This window comes from Rheinheimera sp. SA_1, assembly GCF_001669775.1.
In the GTDB taxonomy this organism is placed as follows: Bacteria; Pseudomonadota; Gammaproteobacteria; order Enterobacterales; family Alteromonadaceae; genus Pararheinheimera.
The window spans coordinates 41797-57408 of record NZ_LXWK01000017.1 but is presented as its reverse complement, the minus strand read 5'-3'; the positions used below and the strand labels follow the sequence as shown (position 1 = coordinate 57408).

Genomic DNA, 15612 nt, shown 5'->3' with positions numbered 1-15612 from the left:
ATGAGCGAGCAAGAATTGGATTGGCAGATTGTCCAGCGCGTACAACAAGGGGATAAAGCAGCTTTTAATCTGCTGGTAAAAAAATATCAGCATCGATTGGCGAACTTAATTTCTAGGTATGTCTCTAATCATGGCGACGTGGCAGATGTAGCACAAGAAGCCTTCATAAAAGCTTACCGTGCATTGCCCGGATTTCGTGGTGACAGCGCCTTTTACACCTGGTTGTATCGGATAGCTGTGAACAGTGCGAAAAATTATCTGGTGGCGAACGGGCGCAAGCCGCCGTCCACCGACGTAGACGCCGAAGAGGCAGACTCTTACGAAGGAAGTGATGCATTAAAGGTACAGGATTCTCCGGAAAAGCTACTATTAACCGAAGAAATCCGCCATGTGGTATTTGATACGATTGAAAAACTGCCGGAAGAATTACGCATAGCAATCACGTTGCGTGAAATGGATGGTCTGAGTTACGAAGAGATTGCTGAAGTAATGGGATGTCCGATAGGCACAGTGCGAAGCCGGATTTTCCGGGCTCGTGAAGCAATTGACACCCAGCTGAAGCCTTTAATCAGCTGACCAATATAAAAGACAGGAACATGTATGTCGTCTGAAAAACAAGATTGGCTTTCTGCCGCGAGTGATAATCAAGGCATCAGTGCGCAACAGCTCGACTCTTTGTTACAAGATCCGGACTTGCAACAACAATGGTTACGCTACCAGATGATCGGTTCTGTAATTCGTAAAGAACTTCCGGATCAGATAGATACAGATTTTACCAACCGTTTTGAATTGTTACTTGAGCAAGAAGAAGTGCATCAGTTGCAACCGGACATTCAGGTTCAGTTACAACCAGTACTGGCAACTTCGACTTCACGCTGGAACAGATTCAAAACTTCGGCCAACAAGCCGTGGATGAAATCAGTGATGCAAGGTGCCATTGCCGCCAGTGTTGCTTTAGTTGCGGTTGTTGGTGTGCAGCAGAATCAGCAATCACCTGATGATGCGCTGACTTCACCTTTACCTGTGCTGCAAACCCGCCCGATCGGCGGTGTCGCGACACCGGTGAGTTTAAGCCAGACCACGGTTGATTCACGTTTTGCGGCGCAAGAGCAACAGCTTAAGCTGGAGCAACAACGTCGTTTACAGGAATTGATGCAGGCACGTCAGCAGCAAATCCGGTTAATGGAACAAACCGCTGCCCAACGCAAAGCCGCCGAATCGGCGACGCCAGTTGTTGAGCAACAACCTCACGGAAATTAATAATGCCAGCATTTTTCTGGTGCATCGTTTTGCTGCTGTTGGCGTTGCCAGCAGCAGCCAATAGCGATGGTTGGCTACAGTTCGAACGCAGCCAGCAAGCAGTCAGGCAATTTAACTTCGACCTGACCTTTGTGCAGGTTCGTGCCAATCAAATTAATACCTTTCGCTGGCTGCACGGTGTACATCAGGCAGAAGGAGCGTTGCCGGTAAAAACCGAACTCGAGCAACTGATTCCGCAAGACCTGGCGGGCACCGATACCTTTCGGCGCGGCGATCGTGTTTATTATTCGACGGCCGATAGCCCGGTGCAAGTCACCATCAATCACTATATCAAAGAACTTCCGGCCATTTTATTTCACAACCAACTTGAAATTATGAAGTTGTATGATGCGGTGCCTGGCAGCAGTACATCGTTGTCCGGTCGTACCGCGCAGTTATTGCGTTTGACCGCTTTAGCCGGCAGCCGTTTCAGTTATTGGTTGTGGCTGGATGCAGAAACCGGTTTTCCGCTGCGCGTGGACACCGTAGACGTCGACAATCAGGTGCTGGAACGTTGGATGGTGGTGCATTTACAAGTCAAGCCAACCTTGCCACCGGAACTTGCACAGCTGATGACGGCTGAATTACCTGTCGAGCCGGTGATGTTGCCGGAAGCAACTGTCCAGACGGATCATCAGTTTGCGCTGAATTGGTTACCAGATGGGTACCAGCTGTTAAGTCAGCAACTGCCGGTGATGACCAATAACGGTAAGGTGTTGGCATCCTGGTTATTGACCGACGGCCTGCATCAGATTTCGGTCTTTGTGCAGCCTGGTGCGGGTGTTCCAACCCAAGCCTACCGCGATGGTGCTACAACCATTTTGGTCCAGCCGAAGCAGCAAGTTGATATTACCGTGATTGGGCCGCTGGATGTCGAGCTGGCACGCCGGCTAGCAGATGCCGTACAATAAGCGTCAACGAGCACGCAAATTCAATACGGCAATGCAGTTCCGGAGATCCTTTGAATGGTAGAAGAAATTGCCACCGTGGTGCAAATCGAACCTGCAGGTGTCTGGCTGCAAACTAAAGTGGTGAGTAGTTGTCAGTCCTGCAGCGCCAATGACAGCTGCACCAGCGGTGTGGTGGCTAAAGCCATGACGCGCCGTGATTACCGGTTTTTCCTGCAACAAACACCAGCAACGCCGGAGCTATTGGTTGGACAACAAGTGCGGATCGGTATTGCTGAAGACGTTCTGGTGCGATCGGCTCTGTTAGTCTATTTGCTGCCATTAATGATGTTTATTGCTGCTTTAGGCCTGGCATTTTATAGCGGTTGGAGCGAAGGCGGCCAGTTGTTGGCTGCTCTGGTTGGTGGTTTTGCCGGCATGTTGCTCGCCCGCAAACTCAGTGCCGGGATTGGTTCTGTGCAGCAACAAGTGCATTTGTTGGCGGTATTGCCCAATTTGACCATTCAAAACCATTAATTCAATGGTCATGGTTGTCCGGTTACAACTTCCGATTTTTGTCATATCCATAATTACAACGCACTACGCTGGGTTGTTCTGGCGCAAAGCCAAAGAACACATAGCATCCACACGCTAATTCAAGTACAATTCGCGGCAATTTTAATCTGTGGTCAGGATTGTGCAGCGGCATTTGCAGCAGCGTCGATCGACCAGTCAGCTCAGTTTTATATTGGAAAAAATGGCAAAAATATCTCACATCCGCAATTTCTCGGTCATAGCGCATATTGACCATGGTAAATCGACTTTATCGGATCGTTTGATCCAGTTCTGCGGCGGTTTATCTGACCGTGAAATGCAGGAACAGGTGCTGGACTCCATGGACCTGGAACGTGAACGCGGCATCACCATCAAAGCGCAAAGCGTCACTCTGAACTATACCGCCAAAGACGGCGAAACCTACCAGCTGAATTTTATCGACACGCCAGGACACGTTGACTTTACCTATGAAGTCAGTCGTTCTTTAGCCGCCTGTGAAGGTGCGTTATTGGTGGTAGACGCAGGCCAGGGTGTAGAAGCGCAGACGGTTGCCAACTGTTATACCGCCTTAGAAATGAACCTGGAAGTACTGCCGGTTCTGAACAAAATTGATTTACCGCAAGCAGAGCCAGAGCGGGTCGCCGAAGAGATTGAAGACATCATCGGTATCGAAGCCATTGGCGCCGTGCAGTGTTCGGCGAAAACCGGTTTTGGTATTGAAGACGTGCTGGAAACCATCGTTAAAGGCATTCCGTGTCCGGAAGGTGATGTCAATGCGCCAACCCAAGCGCTGATTATCGATTCATGGTTCGACCCCTATCAGGGTGTAGTGTCGCTGGTTCGTGTCAAGCACGGTAGCATTCAGGCCAAAGACAAAATCAAAATTATGTCGAGCGGCGCCGTTTATGAAGTGGATAAAGTTGGTATTTTCACGCCAAAAGCCAAAAATACCGGCATTTTAAGCACCGGCGAAGTTGGTTTTGTGATTGCCGGTATCAAAGAAATTAAGGGCGCGCCGGTTGGTGATACCTTGACGCTGGCGAAAAACCCAGCCACTGAAGTGTTACCAGGTTTTAAACGGATTAAACCGCAGGTTTATGCCGGGGTTTATCCGGTGTCTTCAGACGACTACGAAGATTTCCGCGACGCGCTGGAAAAATTAAGTCTGAACGACTCTTCATTATTTTATGAACCAGAAAGTTCCAGTGCTTTGGGTTTTGGCTTCCGGATTGGTTTCCTCGGTATGTTACATATGGAAATCATTCAGGAACGTCTGGAGCGTGAATACGATCTGGATCTGATCACCACAGCGCCTACGGTAGTTTACGAAGTACTGACCAAAGCCGGTGAGCTGGTGATGGTCGACAATCCAAGTGATTTGCCGCCGGTTGGTAATATCGACGAAATTCGCGAGCCGATTGTTGAAGCGCATATTCTGGTGCCACAAGAATACTTAGGCAACGTCATTACACTTTGTATCGAAAAACGTGGCGTGCAGATGAACATGACTTACCACGGCCGTCAGGTCGCTGTGGTCTATGAATTGCCGATGGCCGAAGTGGTGATGGATTTCTTCGACCGGTTAAAATCAACCAGCCGTGGTTATGCATCCCTGGATTACGCTTTTAAACGGTTCCAGTTATCCGATATGTCGCGGGTTGATATTCTGATCAACGGTGAACGTGTAGATGCACTGGCGATTATCAGCCACAAAGATTTCGCCCAGGGCCGTGGTCGGGAACTGGCTGAAAAGCTCAAAGAACTGATCCCACGCCAGATGTTTGATATTGCGATCCAGGCCGCGATTGGCAGCCACGTGATTGCCCGGACCACTGTCAAACAATTACGGAAAAACGTTTTAGCGAAATGTTATGGTGGCGATATCAGCCGTAAGAAAAAGCTTCTGCAAAAACAAAAAGATGGTAAAAAACGGATGAAGCAGGTCGGTAACGTCGAAGTGCCGCAGGAAGCGTTTTTAGCCATTCTGAAAGTCGGTAAATAAGCCCGGACAGACGACAAAGCAGTAGCTTTGTCGTCTGGTTACAGCTGGTAACAATAAAATGCGCTGTTGATGGCAGCGCGAAGGTCAAATCAGCGGTAAGCTCCCGAATTCCAGACAGTAACTTCTGAACAGTAACGAGGATTGGATTTTTCATGGCAGGGTATTTTGCAATTTTTTTAGTCGCACTGACCATTGGCAGTGGTTTGATTTGGTTGTTTGATGCTGTGGTACTGGCACCAAAACGTAAAGTGAAACTGGTACAGGCAGAAGTTGCTGCCGGGGCCAAGCTTACCGATGAAGTGAAACAACAGATTGCACCGCAGTCTTACATTGCTGAAACGGCGCAGTCGATTTTCCCGCTGATTGCGATCATCACCATTTTCCGCTCATTTTTATATGAACCTTTTCAAATTCCATCCGGTTCAATGATGCCGACTTTATTGGTTGGCGATTTTATTCTGGTTGAGAAGTACTCATACGATGTAAAAGATCCGGTCTGGCGGAAAACTTTGCTGGAAACCGGCAAACCAGATCATGGCGACGTGGCGGTGTTTAAATATCCTGAACAGCCTACGGTTGATTTTATCAAACGGGTGATTGGCTTGCCGGGTGACCGTATTGTGTATAAAAACAAGCAGTTGTACATCCAAAAAGCTTGCGATAAGTCGGCAGCGCAGCCTTGTCCAACCCTGGAACCAATGCGTCAGGAATTAAAGTCGGAAGGCGAGTTCTTTTTAGGTCCTTATCCGCTAAAACGCTTTACTGAACAAGGCCCCGCAGTGACTTATGACATTTTGCAAAATGCCATGTTGCCGGAACCTATTCACAATTATTATCGCCAGCCAGGTACCGCCACCAGCGAGTTTATCGTGCCTGAAGGGCATTATTTTGTGATGGGCGATAACCGCGATAACAGCCGTGACAGCCGCTTCTGGGGTTTTGTACCAGAGCAATATCTAGTCGGAAAAGCGGTACTAAAATGGATGAGCTTTGAATTCACTGAAGATCCAAATAGCTGGGTGCCTGGTTGGGTGCCGATTGGTGTTCGTTTTGAACGGTTAGGCGCTATTGAATAACCGTCATCGCAGCTATTGAAATCTGTGTTAAGTATGCAACGGCCAGCAATGCTGGCCGCTGTTATTGATGGGATCAGCATTTTAGCAGCGCCGAAAAATCGCTGGTTGTATCAGGTTCCCCCTGTTTTTGGCAGGCCTGGGACAGGATATTCTGCGCCACAGCAGCTACGCTGATACAGTGAATATTGGCTGCAATCTGTGACTACATTCTTGGTTGAACCTCCGCCACATATGGGCAGAGGACAAGCTGGCAGTATATTGCTGCAGCGAGTAATTTTAAGGAAAGGCATGCAAGTATCTTTAGTGCCATTGCAGAAAAAACTGGGTTACCAGTTTCAGCAGCAAGCGCTGCTGGAGCAGGCATTAACCCACCGCAGCTGCAAAGGGCAACATAACGAACGGCTGGAGTTTTTAGGCGATGCCATTTTAAGTTTGGTGATTGCTGAAGCGTTATATCAGAATTTCCCGAAAACCCGTGAAGGCGATTTAACCCGGATGCGGGCATCGCTGGTCAAAGGCGTGACTTTAGCTGAAATCGCCAAGGAATTGAATATTCAGGAATTTTTGCGATTAGGGCCAGGTGAGCTAAAAAGCGGTGGTTCCAGAAGGGAATCGATCCAGGCCGATGCTGTCGAAGCCATTTTGGGTGCAATTTACCTGGATGGTGGTGCTGAAGCTTGTCGCGAGCGGATTTTGCAGTGGTTTGGCAGCCGATTGCTGAGCATTCAGCCTGGCGTGCAAAAAGATTCAAAAACCTTGTTGCAGGAATTTCTGCAAGGCCGGCGTCTGCCGCTACCGGTGTATGAAGTGACCGAAATCCTCGGTGATGCGCATGATCAGACCTTTACCGTGAAATGTACAGTGGATGGGATGTCCGCTGTGATTGCCTCTGGCAGTTCTCGTCGCAAGGCCGAGCAGGATTGTGCTCAGCTGGTGTTGGAACAATTAAAAAATGAAAGTTGAAATGCCTCAAACCAGCGGTGAAACCTTTGCCGGACTGGTTGCGATTGTCGGCCGACCAAATGTTGGTAAATCGACCTTATTAAACCAGCTGATTGGTCAAAAAGTCAGTATCACCTCGAAAAAGCCACAAACCACCCGGCACCGGATTGTTGGTATTGATACCGTCGGCCAGTATCAGACGGTCTACGTTGATACACCAGGCCTACATACCGAAGAAAAACGCGCCATCAACCGGCTGATGAACAAAGCGGCCGCCAGTTCAATTCTGGACGTCGAGCTGGTGATTTTTGTGGTGGAAGGCACCCGTTGGGTCGAAGACGATCAGATGGTGTTAAACCGGCTGATCGCGGCGAAAAAGCCGGTGATTTTGGTGGTGAATAAAGTCGATTTGTACAAAGACAAAGAAGAACTGTTGCCGCATTTGCAGTGGCTGAGTTCACAGCTGTCATTTTTACAGATTATCCCGCTGTCCGCCGAAAAAGGCACTAACGTGACAGCGCTGCGTGAAACAGTGCAGCAGCAATTACCACCTTGTGAGTTTTTCTTCCCGGAAGACTACATCACCGACCGCTCGCAACGTTTTATGGCTTCGGAAATCGTTCGTGAAAAACTGATGCGGTTTTTAGGTGATGAGTTGCCGTATGCAGTGACCGTTGAAATTGAACGTTTTAAGTGGGAAGAAAAACACTACCACATCGCCGCGCTGATTTTGGTGGAACGTGATACGCAAAAACGGATGGTGATTGGTAAAGCCGGTGAGCGGATTAAAACCATTGCCAGTGAAGCGCGAAAAGATATGGAAGATTTGTTCGAACAGCCGGTATTCCTGCAAATGTGGGTGAAAGTAAAATCGGGCTGGGCTGACGATGAACGCGCCTTACGCAGTCTCGGTTACGGCGAAGACTAAAAATGCTACAAGGCTTTGCGCCGGCTTACCTGCTGCATAGCATCGCCTTTCGCGACGATAAGCTGCTGCTGGATTTGTTATTGCCCGAGCAAGGTCGGCTGCGCGCAGTCGCCAGACGTCCCGGAAAAAAGCAAGGCGGGCGCAGTCACTGGCCACAGTTTGCGCTGCTGGCGGTGCAACTCAGCGGTCGCGGCGAGCTCAAAACAGTCCGCGCTTTGGAAGAACAACAACCGGCACTGCAGTTTCAGGGCGATTTTCTGTTTAGCGCCATGTACCTGAATGAGTTGCTGTGCCGTATCTGGCCACAAGACGTTGGTAGTGATCAGTTGTTCGCCTTGTATCAACACAGCATTCATGCACTGGAAGCCGCGCAGCCGCATCCGGGTTTGCTGCAACCGGTGCTACGTAATTTTGAACTGGCACTGCTGACTGAGCTCGGAGTGCCGGTGGATTTAGAATTTGACGCGCTACAACAACCACTCGAAGCTGAAGCCTTATACCAATGGCAACCGGAAGCGGGTTTTATTCGTACCGGTACTGCGGCCGTTGGTCAGGTGATATCCGGCTCAGGCTGGTCAGGTGATAGTTTGCTAGCGATAGCCCGGCAACAGTGGCACGACGATGCACTGCGGGTGGCCAAGCAGCTGAGCCGCACTTTAATGCAGCCGTTGCTTGGGAATAAGCCGTTAGCCAGCAGAGCTTTGTTTCATCGATAATACAATTTTTAGCCGGAGATTTTTTTTGATGCAACCGATTTATTTAGGTGTCAACATCGACCATGTCGCCACCGTACGCCAGGCCCGTGGCAGTCAGTATCCGGAGCCGGTGCATGCCGCGCTTGTGGCAGAACAGGCTGGTGCCGATGGCATCACTGTGCATTTACGTGAAGATCGCCGCCATATTCAGGATCGTGATGTGTTTTTACTGCGCGATACCATTCAAACCCGGCTGAATTTTGAAATGGGTGTCACCGATGAAATGTTGGGTATCGCATTGAAGCTAAAGCCTGAGTTTTGCTGTCTGGTGCCGGAAAAACGTCAGGAGCTGACGACTGAAGGCGGTCTCGATATCGTTGGCCAGTTCAGCAAAATCGACAGCGCCGTCAAAACCTTAGCGGCCGAAAATATTCTGGTGTCGTTGTTTATTGATGCCGATTTTAAGCAAATTGATGCGGTCGCCAAAGCTGGCGCGCCTTATATCGAAATTCACACTGGCGCTTACGCTGATGCGACTTGCCCTAAAACGCAACAAGCAGAGCTGGAACGCATTCGCGCTGCCGCTGAATATGCATCGTCGCTGGGGATTATCGTCAATGCTGGTCATGGGTTGCATTTTCATAACGTGCAGGCGATTGCTGCCATCCCACAAATGTATGAATTAAATATTGGCCACGCTTTAATAGCGCGGGCTATTTTTACCGGCTTAGGCCCGGCGGTAGCAGAAATGAAACGACTGATGGTGGAGGCGCGTCGCTAATGGCGATTGTTGGGCTGGGTACTGATTTAGTTGAAATCAGCCGGATTGAACAAAGCCTGGCCCGTTCACCGCGCTTGGTGCAGCGGGTGTTAACGGCAAATGAGCAGGCGATTTATCAGCAACATGCCCAGCCAGCGCGTTATTTTGCCAAACGCTTTGCTGCCAAAGAAGCTGCATCCAAAGCGCTTGGCACCGGGATTGGCCGCGGAATTTCGTTCCAGCATTTTGAAGTCAGTAATGATGAATTTGGCCGTCCGGTATTGACGCTCACCGATGCTGCCAAAACTTTGGCTGAGCAACTGGGGGCACAAAAGACCTGGTTGTCGATCACCGACGAACAAGCTTTTGCTTGCGCGACAGTGATTTTTGAAACGGCCTAGATTGATTCTGGTTAAATTCCGGTTGCACTAAAGAACAGTATCCGCAATACCAATAGCACTCAACTTGATGAAAGTAATCATCGCGCTTGTTTGTTATTCCTCCGTACAGACAAAAGAATACCCACTTATTTCTGCAGCCTTCAGTTGCTGCGTCGTCGATTCCATCAAACGCCAGAACCCCAATCATTTATCTGCAGCCCTGGCTGTTGCTGTTTGCAATTGCAAATAGAAGCAAAGGTTGCCTGACATAATGTGATAGTATAACATCTCTTAATGGTGTTCATGCTCAGTCAGCAAAAAGGTAAAACCAGTGAAAGATTTTCTCGGTGTGTGCTTGTCGGGCTTATGCATTTTGCATTGTCTGTTGACGCCTCTGTTGTTGGCTTTGGGGGGCGTTGGGGCTATTGGCGTGTGGTTTGAGTCTGCCTGGGTGCACTATTTATTGCTGGCGCCGATCTGTCTGGTACTGGTATGGAGCCTACCACTTGCCTGGATTAAACACCGCAATCTGAGTCCGCTGTTATTGGGCGCATCCGGGTTCAGCGTGTTGTTACTTTCGCTGTTTGTGCCTGAAGCGATCGAACCAATGCTGGCAATTGCCGGTGGCTTGGTGCTAATCGCGGCTCATTTATTTAATCGGCATTTATTAAACAATTTTTTGCAACCAACAATGAAGGAACAATCATGACAGCTGTTACTGATCACCGCTTGCCGGTTACGGTATTGTCGGGTTTTTTAGGCGCGGGAAAAACGACCTTACTGAATCAGATCCTCAATAACAGAGCGGGTCGCAAGGTTGCGGTGATCGTCAATGACATGAGTGAGCTGAATATTGACGCCGCCATCGTCAAAAACGAAATCAGCCTTAATCGCGCTGAAGAAAAGCTGGTGGAAATGAGCAACGGCTGTATTTGTTGCACCTTGCGCGAAGATTTGCTGTTGGAAGTTGGCCGGTTGGCGCGCGAAGGTCGGTTTGATTATTTAGTGATTGAATCGACAGGTATTTCTGAACCCTTGCCGATTGCGGAAACTTTTACCTTTGAGCACGAAGATGGGCAGAGCTTATCCGATATCGCCAGACTCGATACCATGGTCACCGTCGTCGACGCACTGAATTTCCTGAAAGATTTTCGTGAAGCCCAATCCTTACAGGACAAAGGCGAAAGTTTAGGCGAAGACGACGAGCGTAGTGTCGCCGATCTGCTGATCGAGCAAATTGAATTTTGTGATGTGTTGGTGGTGAGTAAAGGCGATTTAGTCAGCGCAGCCGATGTCACAGAGCTACAGGCCATCTTGCGCAAACTTAATAGCACCGCTCAGATCTATTTGGCCAGGAACGGCCAGATTGACATAGATAAAGTGCTTGGCACCGGTTTATTTGATTTTGAAAAAGCCCAGCAAGCGCCCGGCTGGTTAAAAGAATTACGCGGCGAGCATCAGCCAGAAACTGAAGAATACGGCATTAGCAGCTTTACCTTTCAGGCTCGCTTGCCATTTCATCCGGAGCGTTTTTATCAGTTTTTGCACCAGGATTGGCCGCAAGGTAAGTTGCTGCGCTCGAAAGGATATTTTTGGCTCGCCCATGAACCTGATTATGCCTGGCAATGGCATCAGGCGGGCGGCATGGCGCGGTATGGCATGGCCGGATTGTTTTGGCAGGCGGTGCCTATCGATGAATGGCCCGCGGACGCAGAATCACAACAAGCGATCGAACAGATGATGCAGGGGCCATATGGCGATTGCCGCCAGGAACTGGTGTTTATTGGCCAACAACTGGACCAATCAAAAATGCAGCAACAGTTAGCGGCATGTTTGCTGACCGACGATGAGCTGGGGTTGTCGACAGCAGCATGGCGGCTATTTCCCAATCCATTTCAGGCAGAATTTGCCTGATGCCAGCCGCTTTTCAGTTATTGCCAGCCATGCAGCAACGCCAAAGCGACAATGCAGAGGTTCTGACTGAGATATTTGAACCAACCGTCAATATGGTGATTTGGCAGCGTCAACCCGATCCAGCCGTCGAATCATACAGTCAGTACCTGGTTGCAGCATCATTGCAAGCATCCGGCACTACAGATTTTTTACAGTTGCAAGCCGTGGTTGAGCCAGCAGAACTGCCAGCTTTGTTAGCACAAAAGTTACCTGACGCACCGGGTAAAACTGAATTTATCGCCGATTTGCAGTTATTAAGTCAGATGTTGACCTGCCTGATGGATTGTTCTGCCGTGGGTTTTCGGCTGAAACTGCTGCAACAGGCGATGTGCCCGCGTTTTCATACTGATCATGTTGCTTTGCGTTTGTTAGTCACTTACGTCGGCGCAGGTACTGAATGGTTAAACCAAGCGCAGAGTCCTGGGTTATATCGGCAACTGCAAATCCCACAACAATTACGGCCGGCAGAAGTTGCGCTACTAAAAGGTTCTGCCTGGCAAGGCAATGGGGCCGGCGCTATCTGGCATCGCTCTCCCGAATCAACTGCCCCCCGGTTACTGGTGAGCTTGGATCCGGTTGGCGACTAAATTTACCAAGAGGTTTGAATGCGTATTATCCCATTTACATTGTTGTTATTTATGGCGCCAATGATGCCAACTACAGGCGAGGCTGCTGCAAACCATGCTCATCAACATGGTGTTGCCCAAATGGAGCTGATTAAACTTGACCGCGACTTACAAATTACTTTTTTGGTAACCGCCGCCGACTTGGTCGGTTTTGAACATCAGGCGCAAAGTCTGCAGCAGCAACAACGTATTGAACAAGCTGAAATGCTGCTTGCTGAAGGGGGAAAAGTATTTAGTATTACTGGGGGCGAATGTACCCAGATCAGTCAACAATCAAATTTGCATCAGTTGCACAATGATACAGGTGCTGCTGCGAAACAGAATGAACACCAACATACTGATTTAACTGTAAGTTATCAATTCAAGTGTACCAACCTGACTACACAAATGAGTGTTGAGGTGAGGTTGTTTGCACTGTTTTCGGCACTGCAGAAAATCGAAACGAGCTGGATAACGGACACGACTCAATCGTCTGCCACACTCACTGCAACGACAAATCGTCTTCAAATTGAATGAAAACTTTTAGCGCTCGGCCTTTGCAAACAATTGAAATGTTCTTAAGCATTGAGCTATCACAGCTTGCTAGATTGCAATAATCACCACACCCAATGTTTAGCTTCTAGCAACAACGACTGCAGCCGGTCTTGCAATTCAAATAATTCCGGCTCCAGCTGATCCACTGTTTTACCCTGCTTTAGTTCGGTTTCCAATAATTCAGTTAATTGCTTTAACTGCGGTACTCCAACATAACAAGTGGCGCCATGTAGTTTATGCACTAACTGAATGAGCGGTTCGACTTGTTCGGTTCGCACCAGCAATTCCAGTTCACTCAGCGTCGGCGGCAAACTTTGCAGGAAGATCTGCAACATTTCTTTAGCCAAATCAATTTTCCCGGCGGCGCAGTGCAACGCCAGTTCCCAGTCGATTTGCCGGCTTTGTGGCAAATTAAGCGTCTGCACTGGCGGCTGTTCTTGCTGCCGTTGTGGCAACGGCGGTACATGTGGACAACACTCTTTCAGCGCAAAATGCAGCATTTGTTCATCCAGCGGTTTACTTAAAAACTCGCTAAAACCCAAGGACATCAGTCGCTCCCGTTCACCATCCAACGTATGTGCGGTGACGGCGATAATCGGCGTCGCTTCATTCAAACTACTTTGCTGAATACGTTGGCAAGCGGTGACACCGTCCATCACCGGCATATTAATATCCATAAAAATTACGTCGTAATGTGACTGCGAGGCTTTTTGCCAGGCCTCAGCGCCGTTGTGGGCAGAATCGATGCTTTCGACCAGATCACGTAACAAGGTATTAATGAGCTTGAGGTTGGCGTCGTTGTCATCCACCGTCAGTACTTTAAGCTGACTTTTTGGTGGCAGTGGAATGTTTTGTACAGGCAGTGGGAACTGGCTTTGATAAGGCCGCGCCAAAGCTGTGGCCAATTTACGCTGATGCGCCGGTTTGGATAAACAAGCCTGCGCGCCGCTTTGCAGCAGGGCTTCGCGTAAGTTCGGCGATAAGGTATTGACCAGTAAATAGATATGCTGGCAAGACTGACTGAGCTGCCGGATTAATTCCACCAACTGATTGACCTGATCTAAAGAAACTGCGCGACCAATAATCGCCATATCAAATTGTTGATGCTGACTCAGCGCCTGCTGCAGTTGCCCTGGCGTGGCACAGGCTGAAACCTGCATGCCCCAGCTATTGAGTAACGACAAGGTACTTTCCCGCGAAAACTGCTGCGGTTCAATGTACAACACGGTTTTTTGCTGTAGCACCGCCGTCGGTAAAGCCTCAGAAACGCTCAGCGGATGGCGACGACAAACCACGGTAAACCAGAAGGTTGATCCTTGATCCTGCTGACTGTCAAAGCCAATAGTTCCGTTCATTGCTTCGACCAGTCGCTGCGAAATAAACAAGCCTAAACCGGTGCCGCCATAACGCCTTCCAACACTGCCATCGGCCTGTGAAAAGCCATAAAACAGCTGCTCTTGCTGCGCCGCCGGAATACCAATACCGGTATCTTGCACCGAAAATTTTAAGGTGACTTTGTCATCGTTTAGCTCTGTGGCCAGCACTTTCACCACAATGCTGCCTTGTTCGGTGAATTTAATCGCATTGCCGGCAATATTCAGCAACACCTGATTGATCCGCAGCGGATCGCCAATAATGTCGTCCGGGCAAGCCGGATCAATCAACAACGCCAGCTCAAGCTGTTTTTCAAAGGCATTGGCCGCCAGCAATTCAATCGAATCGTTGACCATATCGCGCAGTGAAAACGGCTCCGGATTAATCGGCATCCGGCCTTCTTCCAACTTGGAATAGTCCAATACGTCGTTGACCAGCGTTAATAAACTATTGGCTGATTTTTGAATGGTATTGAGATAATCCAGCTGATGGTGCGACAGTTCAGTTTTTAGCAGTTGCCGGGTAAAACCAATCACGCCGTTCAGTGGTGTACGCAGTTCGTGGCTCATTTTCGCCAGGAATTCCGATTTTAACTTGTTATCTTCCTGCGCTTTGCGCCGTGCTAAATCCAGCGCCACGTTTTGCATTTCCAGCTGCTCCATGGTGTGAAACAGGTCGCTGGTGGATTGATCAATGGTGTGCTGCACATCATCTTTGTAGCGTTTTAATTCAATGGCGAGCTGATTAATGCCAAGGCGCATCTGATCCAATTCGCCAAAAAACGGCAGCTCCAGATCGCTGGTAAAACGCCCTTCAGCCAGTTTGTCGATTTGGTTGTTGAGTTGCTGTAATGGCGAAGTCAGCCGGCCAACCAACCGCAAGCTCAGCACCAGCCCGATGCTCATTCCCAGCAGAATAATCAGCAGCGACACCAGCATTGAGGTTTGTTGCGCCAACAACACTTTGTCTTTCTGGAGCTCGACCACCACGGTGCCAAGTTGCCCTTCAGTTTGCAAAATACGGCCGAGTTCGTTGGACGGAGTCGCTGAATCTAACGCCAGTTCGTTGATATGGCTGGCTTCCAGCTTCACCGGCACCCGGATGATCAGCCAGTCACCATGATCGTCAATCTGGCTTTGTGTTAAAGGGGCTGAGTCTGCCGTTGGTGTTAGTTTGGCAAAGTCTTTATGCAGGTTAGAAGTGACGACCAGGCGGTGATTATGGTCAAAAATGGCGATGCTTTTTACCAACGGCGAATTTTTACGGTGGCTGATATTGAGCAGCCGCTGCAGATGTTGGCTATTACCGGATAACAAGCCTTGTTCACTGGCAATGGCCAAAGGTTCGGCGATATTGCTGGCCTGATCTTCGAGGTGCAGTTGTAAATCGTGATAACGGGCGTAGCTGAAATAACCACCCAGGCAGAGGCTGATTAATAAAGTCGGGACTAAAGTAATCAGTAATATCCAATCGCGTAAACCAATCTTCGTCATCTTGTCTGCCGCTTGCTACAATGGTCAGCTGAATTGCCATCATGACATAAGCACAGCAAAAAACCTATGATCGCCCTAAGGGGGAGCCAGCGGCAAGCATCGTGCATT

General features: G+C 49.1%; 16 protein-coding genes. 15 read left to right on the top strand and 1 reads right to left on the bottom strand.

What is annotated here, in order from left to right; translation table 11 throughout:
• The 15 genes from rpoE (at position 1) to A5320_RS15800 (ending at position 12619) form a co-directional block, all read left to right on the top strand.
• Positions 1-576 (top strand): RNA polymerase sigma factor RpoE, encoded by a 576-nt coding sequence (gene rpoE / locus A5320_RS15870; RefSeq protein ID WP_068067028.1) that lies wholly within the window; start codon positions 1-3, stop codon positions 574-576.
• A 24-nt stretch (positions 577-600) separates the two neighbouring features.
• A complete protein-coding gene (locus tag A5320_RS15865) occupies positions 601-1260 on the top strand; it encodes a sigma-E factor negative regulatory protein (RefSeq protein ID WP_068067025.1) in 660 nt (219 codons plus the stop codon).
• 2 nt (positions 1261-1262) lie between these two features.
• Positions 1263-2210 (top strand): MucB/RseB C-terminal domain-containing protein, encoded by a 948-nt coding sequence (locus tag A5320_RS15860; RefSeq protein ID WP_068067022.1) that lies wholly within the window; start codon positions 1263-1265, stop codon positions 2208-2210.
• A 54-nt stretch (positions 2211-2264) separates the two neighbouring features.
• Positions 2265-2723, top strand: a complete 459-nt coding sequence (locus A5320_RS15855; protein WP_068067020.1) for a SoxR reducing system RseC family protein — start codon at positions 2265-2267, stop codon at positions 2721-2723.
• A 220-nt stretch (positions 2724-2943) separates the two neighbouring features.
• A complete protein-coding gene (gene lepA, locus A5320_RS15850) occupies positions 2944-4743 on the top strand; it encodes a translation elongation factor 4 (RefSeq protein ID WP_068068094.1) in 1800 nt (599 codons plus the stop codon).
• Between the two features lie 152 nt (positions 4744-4895).
• Positions 4896-5819 (top strand): signal peptidase I, encoded by a 924-nt coding sequence (gene lepB / locus A5320_RS15845; RefSeq protein WP_068067018.1) that lies wholly within the window; start codon positions 4896-4898, stop codon positions 5817-5819.
• 288 nt (positions 5820-6107) lie between these two features.
• On the top strand, positions 6108-6782 hold the full coding sequence (rnc, locus tag A5320_RS15840; RefSeq protein WP_068067015.1) for a ribonuclease III: 675 nt from the start codon (positions 6108-6110) through the stop codon (positions 6780-6782).
• A gap of 1 nt (position 6783) precedes the next feature.
• The gene (gene era, locus A5320_RS15835; RefSeq protein ID WP_082971861.1) at positions 6784-7689 is read left to right on the top strand and encodes a GTPase Era; all 906 of its coding nucleotides are present in this window, start codon (positions 6784-6786) and stop codon (positions 7687-7689) included.
• A gap of 2 nt (positions 7690-7691) precedes the next feature.
• Positions 7692-8405 carry a DNA repair protein RecO gene (recO, locus tag A5320_RS15830; RefSeq protein ID WP_068067008.1) on the top strand — a complete coding sequence of 238 codons (714 nt, stop codon included), beginning with the start codon at positions 7692-7694 and terminating at the stop codon, positions 8403-8405.
• Between the two features lie 28 nt (positions 8406-8433).
• The gene (gene pdxJ / locus A5320_RS15825; protein WP_068067005.1) at positions 8434-9165 is read left to right on the top strand and encodes a pyridoxine 5'-phosphate synthase; all 732 of its coding nucleotides are present in this window, start codon (positions 8434-8436) and stop codon (positions 9163-9165) included.
• On the top strand, positions 9165-9545 hold the full coding sequence (gene acpS, locus A5320_RS15820) for a holo-ACP synthase (protein ID WP_068067002.1): 381 nt from the start codon (positions 9165-9167) through the stop codon (positions 9543-9545). Before pdxJ ends, acpS begins: the two co-directional genes overlap by 1 nt.
• Before the next feature lie 310 nt (positions 9546-9855).
• Complete coding sequence (locus A5320_RS15815) at positions 9856-10233, top strand: MerC domain-containing protein (protein WP_068066999.1); 378 nt, start codon at positions 9856-9858, stop codon at positions 10231-10233.
• A complete protein-coding gene (gene zigA, locus A5320_RS15810) occupies positions 10230-11438 on the top strand; it encodes a zinc metallochaperone GTPase ZigA (RefSeq protein WP_068066993.1) in 1209 nt (402 codons plus the stop codon). Before A5320_RS15815 ends, zigA begins: the two co-directional genes overlap by 4 nt.
• Positions 11438-12064 carry a DUF1826 domain-containing protein gene (locus A5320_RS15805; RefSeq protein WP_068066991.1) on the top strand — a complete coding sequence of 209 codons (627 nt, stop codon included), beginning with the start codon at positions 11438-11440 and terminating at the stop codon, positions 12062-12064. The genes zigA and A5320_RS15805 overlap by 1 nt, the downstream gene beginning before the upstream one ends.
• 18 nt (positions 12065-12082) lie before the next feature.
• Positions 12083-12619: a ZrgA family zinc uptake protein gene (locus tag A5320_RS15800; protein WP_068066985.1), complete on the top strand. Its 537-nt coding sequence runs from the start codon at positions 12083-12085 to the stop codon at positions 12617-12619.
• Positions 12620-12699: 80 nt separating this feature from the next.
• Here A5320_RS15800 and barA read toward each other — a convergent pair whose 3' ends face one another.
• On the bottom strand, positions 12700-15504 hold the full coding sequence (barA, locus tag A5320_RS15795; RefSeq protein WP_068066982.1) for a two-component sensor histidine kinase BarA: 2805 nt from the start codon (positions 15502-15504) through the stop codon (positions 12700-12702).
• Positions 15505-15612: the final 108 nt, after the last annotated feature.